12 protein-coding genes and 1 pseudogene are annotated in these 15,851 nt (G+C 57.5%); 6 read left to right on the top strand and 7 right to left on the bottom strand.

Annotated elements, in window-relative coordinates; all coding sequences use genetic code 11:
• From ACESLM_RS28485 to ACESLM_RS28465, 5 genes and pseudogenes are all read left to right on the top strand, one after another.
• Positions 1 to 272, top strand: a pseudogene (locus ACESLM_RS28485) (RNA-guided endonuclease InsQ/TnpB family protein); the annotation flags it as partial.
• Positions 273 to 322: 50 nt separating this feature from the next.
• Positions 323 to 667, top strand: coding sequence for a M15 family metallopeptidase (locus ACESLM_RS28480; protein ID WP_372637572.1), 345 nt, complete (start codon positions 323 to 325; stop codon positions 665 to 667).
• A gap of 72 nt (positions 668 to 739) precedes the next feature.
• Entirely contained in the window at positions 740 to 1,258 is a 519-nt protein-coding gene (locus ACESLM_RS28475) for a GNAT family N-acetyltransferase (RefSeq protein ID WP_372637569.1), read from the top strand.
• A 69-nt stretch (positions 1,259 to 1,327) separates the two neighbouring features.
• Positions 1,328 to 5,986: a DEAD/DEAH box helicase gene (locus ACESLM_RS28470; protein ID WP_372637566.1), complete on the top strand. Its 4,659-nt coding sequence runs from the start codon at positions 1,328 to 1,330 to the stop codon at positions 5,984 to 5,986.
• 46 nt (positions 5,987 to 6,032) lie between these two features.
• A complete protein-coding gene (locus ACESLM_RS28465; RefSeq protein WP_372637563.1) occupies positions 6,033 to 6,434 on the top strand; it encodes a PH domain-containing protein in 402 nt (133 codons plus the stop codon).
• A gap of 214 nt (positions 6,435 to 6,648) precedes the next feature.
• Here ACESLM_RS28465 and ACESLM_RS28460 read toward each other — a convergent pair whose 3' ends face one another.
• From ACESLM_RS28460 to ACESLM_RS28445, 4 genes are all read right to left on the bottom strand, one after another.
• Entirely contained in the window at positions 6,649 to 7,290 is a 642-nt protein-coding gene (locus tag ACESLM_RS28460) for a metal-dependent hydrolase (protein ID WP_372637560.1), read from the bottom strand.
• A 178-nt stretch (positions 7,291 to 7,468) separates the two neighbouring features.
• Positions 7,469 to 8,617, bottom strand: a complete 1,149-nt coding sequence (locus tag ACESLM_RS28455) for a Ger(x)C family spore germination protein (RefSeq protein ID WP_372637558.1) — start codon at positions 8,615 to 8,617, stop codon at positions 7,469 to 7,471.
• A complete protein-coding gene (locus ACESLM_RS28450; protein ID WP_372637555.1) occupies positions 8,614 to 10,095 on the bottom strand; it encodes a spore germination protein in 1,482 nt (493 codons plus the stop codon). The genes ACESLM_RS28455 and ACESLM_RS28450 overlap by 4 nt, the downstream gene beginning before the upstream one ends.
• Positions 10,092 to 11,186, bottom strand: a complete 1,095-nt coding sequence (locus ACESLM_RS28445) for an endospore germination permease (RefSeq protein WP_372637552.1) — start codon at positions 11,184 to 11,186, stop codon at positions 10,092 to 10,094. The genes ACESLM_RS28450 and ACESLM_RS28445 overlap by 4 nt, the downstream gene beginning before the upstream one ends.
• 254 nt (positions 11,187 to 11,440) lie before the next feature.
• On the opposite strand from ACESLM_RS28445, the gene ACESLM_RS28440 reads away from it, so the two are divergent.
• Positions 11,441 to 12,619: a glucosaminidase domain-containing protein gene (locus tag ACESLM_RS28440; RefSeq protein ID WP_372637549.1), complete on the top strand. Its 1,179-nt coding sequence runs from the start codon at positions 11,441 to 11,443 to the stop codon at positions 12,617 to 12,619.
• On the opposite strand, the gene ACESLM_RS28435 is transcribed toward ACESLM_RS28440, so the two are convergent.
• From ACESLM_RS28435 to desA, 3 genes are all read right to left on the bottom strand, one after another.
• Positions 12,612 to 13,217 carry a response regulator gene (locus ACESLM_RS28435; RefSeq protein WP_372637546.1) on the bottom strand — a complete coding sequence of 202 codons (606 nt, stop codon included), beginning with the start codon at positions 13,215 to 13,217 and terminating at the stop codon, positions 12,612 to 12,614. The two genes, ACESLM_RS28440 and ACESLM_RS28435, sit on opposite strands and share 8 nt — an antisense overlap.
• Positions 13,214 to 14,359, bottom strand: coding sequence for a sensor histidine kinase (locus tag ACESLM_RS28430; RefSeq protein ID WP_372637543.1), 1,146 nt, complete (start codon positions 14,357 to 14,359; stop codon positions 13,214 to 13,216). Before ACESLM_RS28430 ends, ACESLM_RS28435 begins: the two co-directional genes overlap by 4 nt.
• Positions 14,360 to 14,430: 71 nt before the next feature.
• The gene (gene desA / locus ACESLM_RS28425; RefSeq protein WP_372637540.1) at positions 14,431 to 15,495 is read right to left on the bottom strand and encodes a Delta(5) desaturase DesA; all 1,065 of its coding nucleotides are present in this window, start codon (positions 15,493 to 15,495) and stop codon (positions 14,431 to 14,433) included.
• Positions 15,496 to 15,851 lie beyond the last annotated feature (356 nt).

Raw genomic sequence — 15,851 nt, 5'->3', positions numbered from 1 at the left:
AAGAAGCGTACACCTCGAAAGCCAGTTTTTTGGATCATGATCCGCTTCCTTCCCATGGACCCGATGAGCCTAAACAACCCATCCTATTCTCTGGCAGACGGGTCCATCGCGGATTGTACAGGAGCCCAAAGGGATGGATCAACGCCGATGTGAACGGTGCGGCGAACATTTTGCGCAAAGTAGTCCCAAATGTTACGGCAGATGGGATAGCGGGGTTGGACGGTACCCAGTCCGTCAACGTGTCAACTCCACTGGTGTTAAGCATTCGGTAGTGTGTAGGAATGACACATCAGAAACCCCCACTTCAACCGGAGCGTCAGCGATGGTAAGTGGCGGGAGTATTCATCCGAACGTCGACAAATCGCAAGTGTTCAAGCTCGGATACGTAGCTTCGAAATCGGGCCATTCCCGGGGAAGCACCGTCGACTTGACGATCGCGGACGCGGCGACCGGAATTCCGGCGGACATGGGCAGTCCTTACGATTTTTTCGGGGATGTGTCCGGCCACGGGACGAAGGAGATCACGCCCGAGCAGACCGCCAATCGCGAGCTTCTGAAGAACGCTATGGTGAAGCACGGCTTTAAACCGTATAATAAAGAGTGGTGGCACTATACGTTGAAGGACGAACCGCATCCCAAGAAGTATTTCGATTTTGACGTCGAATAACGTTGTGAGCGGGTTTATCCTTCTGCTGCGCGGGAATTCTAATTCTAGTTCTAGACGATCGGGAGGCGTGATATGTCCATTTTTACAAGCGTTGAACGGGCGGAACCGGAAGACACGACAGAAATTATGCGCTTGCTGGTGAATACGGCGGAGTGGCTGCTGAGAAAAGGCTCCACGCAATGGAACGCTCTGCTGCGGGGAGAGGACTCCCACAATACGCCCGAGGCGGTTAACCGCGGGGAAGTGTACATTTTCAGAAACGACAGCGATATCGCGGGAATGGTCATTCTGATGGAGGAGCCCAATGCGTGGGATCGCCATCTGTGGGGCCAGAAGGCTGGCGACGGGTCGGCTATCTATTTGCACCGTTTGGCCGTCAACCGCAAATACGCGGGACGGGACGTCGGCAGACAGATTATGCTATGGGCCGAGCAGGCCGTTCCGGAACAGTTACATAAGAGGATCATCCGACTGGACTGTCTGGCTACCATTCCGGCGCTTAACGATTTTTATCGCAATTTGAACTACGAGTTCGTGGGAGAAAGCGTCAACACCGCGGGAACCTACAGCAAGTACGAGAAAAGAGTATAAGAAACGGACACTCCCGACCGCGGCAGGATTGAATGCGGCCGGGACGTTTTTTTAAGGAGGGCGTGGCGGTTGGCGGGCATTAAGGCGAGAATTCCGTTTCATCCTTTGCTTTCCGGCTGGTTCTCGCATGCGTTCGGAGAGCCGACCGACGTGCAGAAGCAGGCTTGGCAGGCTATCGTGGAAGGCCGGCACACGCTGATCGCGGCGCCGACCGGCTCGGGCAAGACGTTGGCCGCGCTGCTGCCTTGCCTCGACCGGGTCGTGCGCGACAAGTCGCAATCGTCCCGGAAAGAGCCTGCGGCGTCAGGCGTGCGCATCTTATATATTACGCCGCTGAAAGCGCTCAACAACGACATCCATCACCACGCGCTCGGATTCGTTGAACAGCTTCAGGCGCGGGCCGAAGCGAGCGGAACGGAGTGGCCAGGCATTCGCAGCGAAGTGCGCACGGGCGATACGAGCGCGAGCAAGCGCGCCGCCATTCTAAGAAGACCTCCGGAACTGCTCGTAACGACGCCCGAATCTCTCTATCTGATGCTGACGTCCGACAAGGGAAGGGCGATTCTGGCGACGGTCGAGCAGGTTATCGTCGACGAGATCCACGACGTCGCGGCGGACAAGCGGGGCGCTCATCTCTCGCTGTCGCTGGAACGGCTTGAACGGCTTCGCGGCCGCCCGATACAGCGTATCGGAGTGTCCGCGACACAGAATCCGCTGGAGCGGGTTGCGAGATTTCTGGGCGGTTGGCAGCCAGCTTTGCCGAACGAAGCTTATGCTTCCGATGGGGCAGGCAATCTGAAGGGCAAACGGGCCGAGAGACAAGCGACGGATGGAATGGGCGCCGAAACCGGGAGAGGATCTGGCGAAACCGTCAACCAAGCCGGCGGGGAGGCGTCTGGCGAAACGGTCAGCCAAGCCGGCGGGGAGGCGTCTGGCGAAACGGTCAGTCAAACCGGAAATCAAGCCGCCGGACAAGCTCAGGGAGCCGCTGCGCGAGAAGGGGAGATGAGGCCCCGTCCGGTTGCGATCGTGGAGAGCCGCATGAGCAAGCGAATGAGCGTGTCGATCACGATGCCCGACCAGAGCTTGCCGGCAGCGACTCGGGAGGCGGTCTGGCAGCCGCTGCTCGAACGCATCCTGAAAGCGATGGAGGGCAGCCGTTCGGTCCTGCTGTTCGTAAACAGCCGAAGGCTGTGCGAGCGGTTGTGCTTGCGGCTTAACGACTTCGTAGGCTTCGAGATGGCCCGTTCCCATCACGGCAGCATATCGCGGGAGCGAAGGCTTGAAGTCGAGCGGATGCTCAAGGAAGGGAGCTTGCGCTGCATCGTGGCGACTTCTTCTCTGGAGCTTGGCATCGACGTCGGCCATATCGATCTGGTCGTTCAGATCGATTCTCCGCTGGAGGCTTCCAGCGGCATTCAGCGGATCGGCCGGGCCGGACATGCCGTCGGAGAGGCGAGCCGCGGGCTGCTGCTGGCGAGGCAGAAGGCGGTGCTGCCGGAGCTGGCCGTGCTCGGCAGGCTGATCGCCCGCCGCGAGATCGAAGAGATCCGCATTCCCGAAGCGCCGCTCGACGTGCTCACTCAGCACATCGTCGCGATGGTTGCGGTCGAAGATTGGGAGGTTGGCGACCTGCTCGATGTCATTCGGCGCAGCGACAGCTACAGGGATTATCCGCGGCATCGGTTGGAGAGCGCGCTTCAGGTGCTGTCGGGCTATTCGTTCGCAAGGCCGCTGCTCGATTGGGAGCGCGCTTCGAACCGGCTGAGGAAGAGAAGCAATACGGCCATGGCGGCGATTACCGGAGTCGGCACGATTCCGCAGAGCGGCAATTATCCGGTGCATCATCTCGAGAGCCGGGCCCATCTCGGAGAGCTGGACGAGGAGTTCATCCAGGAAAGCCAGATCGGCGACGTATTTCAGCTTGGGACGAGTTCCTGGATGATCCGGGAAATTCGCAACGACCGCGTGTACGTCGCCGAAGCCGGCAACCGGTTCAGCGAAATCCCGTTCTGGCGCAACGAAGCGGGCAGCCGCCCCTACGAGCTTGGCTTGAAGGTCGGGGCCTTCATCCGCGAGTTGGCGGATTTGCTGGAGCTGAGGGACGAGGCGGACCTGCAGAATCAGGCGATCGAGGACGCCGCCTGCGAATGGCTTCGCGAGCATTACGGTATGGATCGCGCTTCCGCCGAGCAGCTCATTGATCTCCTTCGCTCGCAGCACCGCTTCTGCTCGCTGCCGACCGATCGGCAGATCGTGATCGAGCATTACCGCGACGTCATGAACCAGACGCACGTCATCGTGCACAGTCTGTGCGGAAGAACGGTCAACCGCGCTTGGCTGCTTGCGATCAAGAGGCAGTTCGAGCAGCTTCTGCCCTACCGCCTGTACGGCAATGCGAAGGATAACGGCATCGAATTCGTGCTGCCCGAATGGGATTCCTCCTGGCTGCAAGCCATTCGCCAGGTGACCCCCGGCAACGTCGAACTGCTGCTGACCGAAGCCGTAACCGGTTCTCCGCTGCTCGGCAGCGCATTTCGCAAAATCGCGGAGAACAGTCTGCTGCTCTCCCGCAGCTTCACCCGTACGCCGCTATGGCAGAAGCGGCTGCGCAGCGAAGAGCTGCTGAGGAGTTCTCTTCCTTACGCCGAGAGCTTTCCGTACTTGCTCGAGGCGATGTCCGAGTGCCTGAACGAGCATTTGCGCATCGATCAGCTCAGGGAGTTGCTGGAGAAGCTCGTATCGGGAGAGATTGGAATCGTCGTGAAGGAGACCGCTTATCCCTCTCCGCTTGCGGCCCAGTTCATCGCCGATTACGTATCGATGCAAGTGTACGAAGGGGACGGACTCGACGAGTCGACCCGGCTGCGGCTTCTGAGCATCAGCAAAGAGATGGCGGCGCAAATCTTCGACGAGAGCGTTATCGGTCAAGCGGTCAGCCCCGAGGTCATCGAAGCCGAGAAAAGCAGGCTGAGCGATCCGGATCAGGCGCCGACGGACGCTGCGGGTCTGGCGGCTCTGCTCAAGCTCAGGGGGGACCTGACCTCCAAGGAAATCGTACGGTTGGCGGGAGAAGAAGGCTTGAGCTGGCTGGGGCAATTGCAGGAGCAAGGAAAGGTGTCGGCGATCGACCTGTCCGGGGATGGGGAGTACCGCTGGATCGCCGCGGACGAGTCGGTTACGTACGAGGCTTTTCCGGAGACGCCGGAATCGGTGATGTTCGTGCTGGGAAGATACGCCGATCACGTCATCTCTTTCACGGAAGCGGAGTTGTGCGATCGTTATCCTTCTCTCTCGCTTCCGAAAGCCAGGGAAGCGGTCGAGGCGCTGCTGGACAATGGATGGATAGAGCGAGCGCCCCACGCCGCCAGCGAGGAAGAACGGCTGTGGACGAGCTCGAAGGTCGCCTCCCGGCTCGTCCGGCTCTCGATCCGCAATGCCCGCAGCAAAGCCGAGCCGATCGAGCCGGCGAAATGGTGCGGGCAGATCGCGCTGCGCCAGTATGCGTGGCAAGGAACGCAGCTTCAGGGAAGCGAAGGGCTGCTTGCTGTGCTGGGGCGGCTGCAAGGGCTGTTTCTTCCCCTCTCGCATTGGGAGACGATCGTACTGCCGATTCGCGTAGCCTCTTATCGCAAAGAGTACCTCGATCTGTTGTGCGCTTCGGGAGACGTGATCTGGATCGGGCGCAAGGATGAGGGGGAAAAGGAAGGGAAGGTGGCGTTTTTCCTCGCCGAGTCGAAGCCGCTCTACTCCGCGTTTCTTAAGGAGGCGGCCGCCAAGCCGTCCAAGCATCCCGAATTGCTGCGCCGCATGGAGCAGGGAGGGGCGAGCTTCCTTACAAGGCTCAGCCGGGAGGAGGGCAAGGCCCCTTCGGAGCTGCTGCCCGATCTGGTCGATTTGGCGTGGGAAGGACGAGTGTCCAACGATCAATTCGCTCCGCTGCGGCTGCAGATCGGGACGGTCAAGCCGAAGCAATGGGAGAGAGCGGGATCGGGTCAAGGACGGTGGTACGCGACAAGCTCCCTGATCGGCAATGGAGAGGACCGGACTTCTTCCGCCGTCAGCCCGGAGGTTCCGGGCAAACCCGCCGAACAGGAACAATCGCCCGTGCTCGTATGGACGCACCATCTCCTGAACGTCTACGGACTGATTAACAAGGAGTTGGTGGCGAAAACGGCTCCGTACTCGTGGGACCTGTTTTATCCGACGCTTAAGAGGTTGGAGGAATGGGGGGCGCTGACGCGGGGCTCGTTCGTCAAAGGCGCTTCCACGCTGCAGTTCACGACGCGCGAACTGAGCGATTCCATTCGTCAGCCGCTGCCGGACTCCGCCGAGCCCGGGCTGTCGGTATTGTCGTCGGCGGACCCCGCGAATCCGTTCGGTCTGCTCATGGATTGGCCGGGCGAGGGGAACGGAGCGAGCTATTCGCGCAAGCCGGGCAACTTCCTCGTCATGCAGGGGGACCGATGGCTATTCTGGATCGAAAACAACGGGAAGAGAGCGTTCGAGGCTCCAGGTGACGGAGAGTTGCCGGGAGAGATGGATGTCGAGAGGAAGGCGGCTCTGCTGCTGAATGCTTTCCAGGCGGTCATCCGCAGCCGCAAGTTGGTGAAGATCAAAGTAGACAGTTGGGCCGGACGGCCGATTCTGGATACGGAGATCGGACAACGCCTTGTCGCTTTAGGGGGAGAGCGGGACATGCGTTCGCTCGTGTTCTGGTCGCAATAGCGTTCAGGCGGGGTGAGGGTTAGGGGAAGCCAAGACGGCTCGCATCGTGTACAATAAAATGGAGCGTTCATCCAAATTCATGGGAGAGATGGCCTTGCTGAACGAGAGCGTGCTATGGGAAGGGAAGCCTTTCAACTTCGGTTTTCCCAGCTTTACGCATTACAAGATCACCGAACGCAGAATTATCGTGGAGAAGGGGATTTTCACGAAGCGCCGCGAAGAAATCCAGCTGTACCGCATTCGGGATATTACCTTGAAGCGCAACCTGCTCGAGAGAATGCTGAAAATCGGGGACATTACCGTCCTTTCCACGGACACGACGGCGCCGAGTTATTTGCTGCGCAACGTACGGGACAGCGTCAGAGTATCCGATCTGTTGGGCCAGGCCGCAGAGAGCGCGCGATTGAAATACAGGGCTCAAGAGCTCACGGAAATCCAAATCCAGTAAAAAAACGCAGCGGCTGTCCTCATCGGAAGATGATCGGGGAAGCCGCTGTTTCATGCACACGGGTTTGTCCGTTTCATGCTGCCATCGGCGTATAAGCGCGTCACACGGTACTAAAGCCGGCGTCCGGCCCGGGGCAGGTGGGATAAGCGCGCTCCGCGGCACTAGCCGATGCCTCCAACGCCCCGGACGACGAACGGCGCGCCTCCCGCAATTTCTAGTGCAGCTTAATCGATTTCTTGTATAGCGGGTAGAGCCACTTAACGCCGCTTGGGGTCATCGTATCCGCGAGCAGGTGCGAGGCGTAGCCCGCCACCGCGACGGCGGTGACGCCGTCGATGCCCGACTGCCGCTCCAATCCCCAGCCGATCGCTCCCCAGCCGATCAGTGCCCATAGCGTATGGGTCATTCCCCGATGCTTCAGCCACGGAACCCAGACGACGAATGCGCCAAGGCCTACAAGCCACGTGTAGCCTTTTATCGACCCATAGTAGAGCAGCGCGCCGCCGACCAAGCTGACGAGCGCGTTCCGGATCGCTCCTTGTCTGGCCACGAGGCCGAGTAGAAAGGCCGATACCGCGCAAGCGGCGTAGGCGGGATCGAATCGGCCCGGAACGACGAGCTGGTACGCCAGTCCGACGATGAGCAGCAGCCCGGCGCCGAGCATGGCGTTCCTCAGCCATTTGGAGAGCTTGGATATTTTCCGGCTGAGGATGCTCGGGCCGTCAAGATCCGCGCTTAGGGCGGACAGTCCCGCAACGGACAAATACAGGGCGGCATTGCTCGGACTAAACGGATAATAAGCGCATGCCACCGCGCCGATCGCGCAGCCGATGGCCAAATGTGTCGTACCCTTCATTCGTTCCTCCGCTGATTGGTCTTGTTGCAAGCCTATGCCGAATAGCTCGTCATACGCCTGGGCAAACATATGTTTGCCTGCCTATTATACAAGCTTGCCAAGCTCCCCGCAACCCAAGCGGCGCGCAACGAAGACAAAGACGACGCCCGATAGAATCGAACGTCGCCCTACACCCCGCTCAGTGAAATCTTCCCTTATACTTGCCCGTGTTGCGAATGTCGATTTTGACGATGATTTTGCGGATGCACTCGTCGGATAGCAGCGGCTGGTTGCCTTTGCGCAGCGCGTGCCATTGCTTCGGATGGTCGCGATACAGCGTCTCCTCCAGCTTGAGTACGTCGACCTGCTTGGCCAGTCCGTTGCGGAAGCTCTTCATAATCTCGTCCCGCACGACTTCCGCGCCAAGCCGCTCGAGCTCTTCCGTGCCCACGTTCTCGTTCAGTTCGTCCACGGTCGCGTCCAGCTTTAAGCTCAGATCGAACACGGCGCGCCCGTTCTGAACCTGGCTCTTGACTTTGTATTCCGGATGGATAAGCACGAGGGACGCTTTCGGTTTGCCTTCCGCCGGCACCCGGATCAGCGAACGCTTCAGTTCCTTCTGCGTCCACCTCGTTCCGGCAAGCTCGTCCTCCGACAGCCAGGCGGTCGCTTTCTGCTCCTTGAAGAAGAAGGCGCCGTCGATCGTCAGCATCGGCTTCGTTTTATGATCCTCCTTCCATACTTCCCGATTGATCGCGATCGACGGCAGCATGGCGGCTTGGGCCGGTTCCGTAATGTCGGCGATGACCCGGTTGCCCGTCTTCGGCACGATAAACGAACGCTGAGCGAACGTCTGCTCCGGCGTGAACATGATCGTGTCGAGCGGAGACAGATTAAAAATCGACTTTTGCGTGAACAAGTCGGGCAGGCTTTCCTTCGTGCCGAATATGAGAATGTTGTAACGGATTTCTCCGAAACGGTTGGCCGCATTGTAAGCTTCCTCGACCCCCCTTCGCAGCATCCTTTCCGAACACACGATCGTTTTGACATGTCCCCAGAAAATTCGCATTTGCGAGGTGGCGTAGATGGATGACAGCGATTCGCTTAGCGTTGCGCCTTCCCCTTTGCCGATCCATACCGGAAGCGCTTTGCCGATTTGCATCGTTTCGTTCCGCCCGACGTTGCCGAAATTCAGAAATTGCACGTAAGTGATATATTTGTTGTTTTCGTAGTCGAGTCCGATAGCCGTGGCGTAATCCATCGTCTGAATGTCCTTCGAGTTCCAGCAGCCAGTCAACGATAGAAGGAGCAGCGCGGCACCGGCTGACTTGCCCCATCTGCCGATCATTTCTCGTCACCGTGGTGGTCGGGATCGATCGGATGAATGGCGCCCGGCCGAGTTTTCATCCGTGCCCACGGAATGCGCAAGTAAGAGGTTGCCAAATCTTTCAGATTCAGCGGCGACAACGGCGACAGATACGGTACCCCGAACGAGTGCAGTCTCGACAAGTAGGCGACGAACAGAATCAGACACAGAATCAAGCCGTACATTCCGATGAACGACGCCACGAGGAAAATGCTCAATCGGACGACGCTGACGATGGTGCTGAGCGACTGGTTGACGAGCGTGACGGAAGTAACCGCGGTAATCGCGCCTACGACGACGACGGAAGGGGATACAAGTCCGGCACGGATCGAAGCGTCTCCGATGATGAGCCCTCCTACGACCGTCAGCGTTTGTCCGATCGAGCTGGGAAGCCGCACTCCGGCTTCGCGGAAGATTTCGATCAGCATAAGCAGGACGAACATCTCGATCTGCGCCGACATCGGTAATCCGAGGCGAGCTCCGGCGATCGTGGCCATCATGCGGAATGGGATCTGATCCTGATGAAACGCGACGAGCGATACCCACAAGCCCGGCAGCGAGATGGAGAGGAACAAGCTAATATGCCGGACGATGCGGGCGAATGAAATGTAAGTGTAGTTGAAATGGACGTCCTCCGGGGATTTCATCAGCAACGACAATCCCGAGGGGCCGATCAAGACCATGGGAATGCCGTCCACGATCAGAATGAAACGTCCGGCCAGCAGGCTGCTGACGACGTAGTCGGGTCTTCCGGTTATCGCGAAAGAAGGGAACACCGAATACTTGGAGTCGGCCATTTTTTCTTCCAACTGGTTGATGCTGTACAGTCCGTCGATATCGATCTTACTGATTCGATTATGCACTTCCCGCAAAATTTCCGGAGACAGAATGTCCTTGAAGTAAATCAATCCGACCTTCGTCTTCGTTCTTCTGCCTAGCGTAAACGTCTCGTAGTTCAAGCTCGAGCTGCGTACCCGCTTGCGGATGAGCGCTATGTTCACGACGAGATCTTCCGTAAATCCGTCCTTGGGGCCTTTGATCGAAATTTCGGTATTGGATTCTTCCGGATTGCGATGCGGGCGATTGCAGATGTTCATTTTGTACATACGCCCGCTCTCCGGGAACAGAAGCAGCACGTCTCCCTGGAACAAATATTCGGACAGGACGTCTTCAGGTTCATCCGGTTTCATGGCGATAAGCGGCAGCCCGCCCGTATAGCCCTGCGTCTTCATTGCCAAAGCGGCGCCGGCCTGACTATAAAACTGCTTTAATTGGGGCAGAAGGACCTGTCCCAGCTGCACCGTATCGCACAAGCCTTCCGCATAGATCAGCACGACATCGGAACCCTGCTGCTCCGTCAGCTTGCAGGGCATAATCTGCACGTCCGCGGAATTCGCGAACAGGTCGTGCAACTTGGTTTCGGACCACACGGACGAGGTGTTCTGCGATTTTCTGCTCATGCTGCTCCTCCTTTGGTCGGTTTGGCGAACCACGATATGGACATCCAGCAGACGGAAACGAGAAGCCCTGCTATTAGCGAGATCGGAAAGTAATAGCGGTACATCCACAAATAAAAGGCGTACTCGTTAATCGGAAACACGGACAGCGCGACGTAGCTGAGGGCGATCAGCATAATGAACCGATTCCGGAGCTCGTTGCGCTGGATTCGAAGCAGATCGAGCACGAGGAAAATGGACAAGCTGATTCGCACGCACGCGCCGGCCAGCCACTGGTAGATGGAAAAAAAATCGACGTGTTCCACGTAAGAACCCAGTTTGACCAAGCGCCATTGCTCGTAAGGGGAGACCATCTGCTTCGCGGCTTCGCTGGGGCCGAATTCCGTAATTGCTCCGACGAGGGGCCCGAGCATGATGTAAACCATCAGCGATCCGTACAGCATTAGTTTCCAAGGCGCAACCTTGCTTTTCAGATGCTGCTGCATAGCGATCAAAGCGACGAGCTCGACGAAGCCTCCTCCGGCGTAAATCATGCCTTGCAGTACCGGGTCCACGCCGAATTCCAAATACGGCTTGAGCAAGTTGAAGTCTTTTTGCGGGTAGTTAGAGATGCCCGCGAACGAACCAAGAATGATCACGAGCGGCAGGAGAATGCCGGACATGATCGCGATGACGCGTATGCCCCAGCTTGCATAGAGAGCGCACAACCCGGTTAAGATCAAAGCCAGCAGCACTTTAGGCGTCCCCGGAAGATAGTTGGTGATCGTCCAAGTCGCCGAGTGAATGACCGTCATCGCGCCGATCAGGTAGAGCTGGACGAGGAGCGGAATCGTCAGCGCCCAGGCGACAACCTGGTTCGTCTTCTCGGCAAGCCATGGCTGCAGCGCCATCTGCCCGGATTTTTTCATAAACAGCGCAAGCAGCAGGCAATACGGCATGAACAGCAGACCGGCGGCGATAGCGGAGATCCACGAATCCCGTCCGGCCGCATCCAGAAGCATCGGATTGACGATGACGTGATTGGTCAGTCCGTTCGTCAGCATCAGAATCGTGCAGGCTTGGAAAAAGTTGATCGTTCCGTTCGTACCCCTCACTTCAAGACCACCTAAACAGTTGGTAATGTTTGCAACAAAGTTATTATGCGCGCAGGGGTTGGTTTCTATGACAGAGGTTCCCGCGGCTTCCAGCCCGCGGCTCGCGGCACGATGATTATGAAAATTTTTTAATCGACAAATTAACAATTAATATTCGCATAAAGAATGACAAGCTTTTCACTCGCATATATGTACAATCAAACCAAATAACTGCGGGCAGCCATCACCAATTTTGACGGAAGAGGTGCATTTGGATGCGTAGGAATACCTTTCGCAAGTGGATCGCGTACATCGTGAGCGCGGTATTGACGATGACTTTGGGAATCAGTTGGTTAACCACGGACGCCAATCATACGAACGCGAATACAAGCTTCACGTTCCATTCCCCGGTTTGGCCAATCGGCCAAAACTCCCCGTTCGTTCTCCCCGCCGCGGAGAAATCACATCCCGCGGAAGCAGCCGGGAATGCCGACTCCGAACCGGAGGTCGGGGCGGCCGGCGAAACGCAGGTCGATCCCCGAGAGCTCACGTTCGAGTACGAAACGATCGCCTCGCTGGACCGTTTCCAGTCCGCTGCGATCACCGCGACAACCGGAGATATCGCCAAAAATCCCGATAAGGAAGTACATATCGCAGTATCCAGAGCGCCGCAAGCGCAAATCTACGAGGTTACGGCCTACTTTCTTAACGTCAGGACGAACGCTTATTCGAAATCGAAAATCAAATCCGTGGTGCAAAAAGGAACCCGTCTGGAAATCGTATCGGAGACGCCGGGCGGTTGGCTGAGAATTAAAGGAGGAGGCTACGTGCATGGGGATTACGCGCAACCCGTAGAGGATGCGGGAGCTGTCGCTGCCTCCGCCATGCTGTGGACGGCGCTGCCGGACATCGAACCGAACGCCCCGGAAGCGGAGCCGAAGGCGGAAGAGTCTAAAGCGGAAGATCCGAAGACGGAACAGCCGAAGATCGAAGAGCCGTCGAAGGCTCCCGTGCAGCCGAGCTCCAAGGTGGAGACCGAATCGGGGCTGACAGAGGAGGATATCGCTCTTATTTTCAAAGGGACGGATCTGGCCGGACACGGGCTGGAGGAAGCGATTCTGGAAGTGGAGGAGACGTACGGGATCAACGCCTTGTTCACGATCGCCGTCATGAAGCTGGAGAGCGGCAACGGCAGCAGCAGATTGGCGAAAAACAAAAACAACCTGTTCGGCTTGAACGCGACAGGCCCGGACCCTCACCGCAAGGCGTTCGCATTTGAGACAAAAGGGGACAGCGTCAAGAAGTTCGGGCAGCTGCTGGCCGACAAATACGTAGATAAAGGGTATACGACGATCGAGAAGATCGCGACCAAGTATTGTCCCGCGAATTCCAAATGGCCGAGTCTGGTGAAGAACATTATGAAGAAGGACTATAGGAAGCTGAACGTTATTTGAACCAGCCTTTCTCGTTGAATCTTTTGATCGCCTCGACCCGGTTGCTGACGTCAAGCTTGTCGAGGATCACGGAAATATAGTTCCGTATCGTTCCGGTCGTCAGGAACAGCTCGGTCGCGATTTCCTTCGTGTTTTTGCCGTCGGCGATCAGCCCGAGCACTTCCTTCTCCCGGTCGGTCAGCGGGTTGCCCTGATCTCCGCGGTAAGCTTCGTCGACCAGTTCCGGGGCATAGACGCGGCGGCCGGCCAGCACGCTGCGGATCGTGCTCGCGAGCTCCTCGCTGGGGCTGTCCTTAAGCAAGTATCCGCCTACGCCGGCTTTGACGGCGCGTTCGAAATAACCGGTACGGGCGAACGTCGTCAGGATGACGACTTTGCAGTCCGTTTCCTTTAATTGCTCGGCGGCTTCGAGACCGCTGAGTCCGGGCATCTCGATGTCCATGATGCAGACGTCCGGTCGGAGCTGGCGCACGAGCTCGACCGCGGACGCGCCGTCGGACGCCTTGCCGACGACCTCCATGTCTTCCTCGAGATCGAGCAGGGAACCCAGGGCGCCGAGCAGCATCCGCTGATCTTCGGCGATGACGATTCGAATCATGGCGATTCCTCCTTATTAGGGCGCTGCGCAATGAGCGGGATCGTGGCGACGACGGTCGTGCCTTCGCCGGTCGCGAGTCCTAACGTCCCGTTAACGAATTCGAGCCGCTCCTTCATGCCTTGCAGGCCGTGGCCCTGCCTGAAGTTGAGCCGTTCGGGACGGCTGGCGCCGTTATCGTGAACTTTCATGACGACTTTGGTATCGTTCTGGCTGAGTGAAACCGCGCACTCGGACGCTCCGCTGTGCTTGACAACATTATTGACGGCTTCCTTCAGGCACATGCTGAGCACGTTCTCGGTCAGCAAGGGGACGCCTTGCAGCGTTGGGCTGCCCTCAAGCTTGAATTCGATCTGCGCCGCGAGCAGAATCTGCTTGATCCGATCCAACTCGTCCTCCAGGCGCGTGCCTCTCATCTCCGAGACGAGCAAGCGGACTTCTTGCAGCGCGGTTCTGGCCGTGTGCTGGACGTCCTTGATCTCGGCGCGCGCGCGTTCGGGATTGGCGGCGATCAGCTTGTGCGCCAGATCGCTCTTGAGGCCGATCAGCGACAGCTTCTGCCCGAGCGTATCGTGAAGATCGCGGGCGATGCGCTGGCGTTCCTCCAGCTTGACGAGCTCGGAGATGCGCTGGTTGGCGTCTTTGAGCTGCTCCTGCAGCTCGCCCTGCTTGTTGCGGTTGTAGCTGCCGAGAGGAAGCAGGATGACGCCGAGCAGGCTGATCAGAATGAAGGGCGTCTGCGTGATGAAAAACTTGTCCTGCATAATGAATCCGACGTTCACGGCGATCAGGCTCGTGGCGATATGGATCGTATACAGCGTAATGAAGCCGGCTTTGTTCTGGACGTTGCCGATGAAGAACGCCAGGAAGAACGCGAAGTAAGCGTAGCTGAACAGCAGCGTCATCACGATCGAGATGGCGATCTGCACGCCCATCCCAACGTAAACCGACCAACCTTTGGCATTCAAGGTCAGCCGGTAGCAGAAGAAGAACAGCACGATCATCAGAATGCCCGCGGCGATCTCTATGTTCGATGAGGAGCGGAAAATAAAATAAAACGGCAAAATGCAGAACATCAGCCAGACGTACGGACTGATTCCGGTCGTTTTCGGGAAAATCTGAATTCGTTTGAGTCTCTTGTACATCTATTACGCTCCCAATGTCGACAATGGCCTTCTCACGGTTATTTTACCATAAGAAGGCCGATCGGCGACGATTATGCGACTTCGTTGTCAGGCGCGGGTTCCGGTGTCGGTTCCGCGGAGCGGGCGTTCGTGTTGGCGCCACCCAGCAAATGCTTGATTTGCCCGAACGTGACGAAATCCTTTTTCTGTTCATCCCACAGCTTGAATTTCAGCGAGGCGAAGCTGGATTTCAGCGTCACGGTCGTCGCGTGCTGAAGCGGGGGAACGGAATTGTGCGCCTCTTCGAGCAAGTAGTTGGGCACTCTCGGGCTCAGATGGTGAACGTGGTGGAAGCCGATGTTGCCGGTCAGCCACTGAAGCGCCTTCGGCAGCTTGTAGTACGAGCTGCCTTCGACGGCGGCTTTCACATAGCTCCATTCCGCATCGTGCTCGTAATAGGTTTCCTCGAATTGATGCTGCACGTAGAACAGCCAGATGCCGGCGGCGCCGGACAGCCAGAAGATCGGAAGCTGAACGAGCAGGAACGATTGCCAGCCGAGCGCCCAGATGAGCAGGCTGTACAGGACGATAATGCCGACGTTCGTGATCCGGGTGTTCCAACGTTCGGCGCGTCGGGCGTCTTTGCGATTAAACCGGTATTCGAGCAAGAACACGGCGAACGGACCGATTCCGAACATGACGAGCGGATTGCGGTAGACGCGGTACCGAATTCTCGTCCACAGGGATGCGGCCACGAATTCGTCTACCGTCAGCAGCCACATGTCGCCTACTCCGCGCTTATCGAGATTGCTGCTGGTGGAGTGGTGGATAGAGTGGCTGTGTTTCCATTGGTGGTAAGGGAACAACGTCAATATTCCCGTGAGCGTGCCGACGATTTCGTTCGCCTTGCGGCTCTTGAAGAACGATTGGTGGCAGCAGTCGTGAAACACGATGAAGGTGCGGATCAGGAATCCGGATGCCAGCACGATAAACGGCACGGCAAGCCAGTACGACACGGACAGACTCCAATAAGCCGCGGCCCATAGCAGGATGAACGGCGGGATCGTATTTACCAGTTGCATAACGCTGGCTTTCGTGTTCGCTTTCTCATATGGAGAAACGCTCTTTTTTAATTGCGCGGTGTTTGAAGCGGCCATAGGATCCTCCTTGCGCAAAAGTTATAATTTCATTGTAGGGGAAGCCGAGGCCCGCCGTTAGTCATAAGTGTCAGCAATCGGACATGACAAATGTCATGTAGAAGGATTTTGCCGTCGGAAAGAGGAATCCGTCGAACGATGTCTAAATGTAATAGGATCAACCAGATCCGGAGGCAAGGCTCGTGTCCATTAAAGTCAAGCTGTCGCTGCTGATTTCTCTGATCGCAACGATTATTTTGTCGCTGAATATATCGATTTACTATTACTCGTCCAAGCATGAGATGGAGAACGGCCTGCGGCAGGAAATGCTGACGATCGCCAAGCAGATTGGCGCCAATCTGGACGCCGCGGAGAAA

Origin of the sequence: Cohnella sp., assembly GCF_041641335.1 — a bacterium.
In the GTDB taxonomy this organism is placed as follows: domain Bacteria; phylum Bacillota; class Bacilli; order Paenibacillales; family Paenibacillaceae; genus Cohnella.
This window is presented reverse-complemented; position numbering and strand designations above follow the sequence as displayed.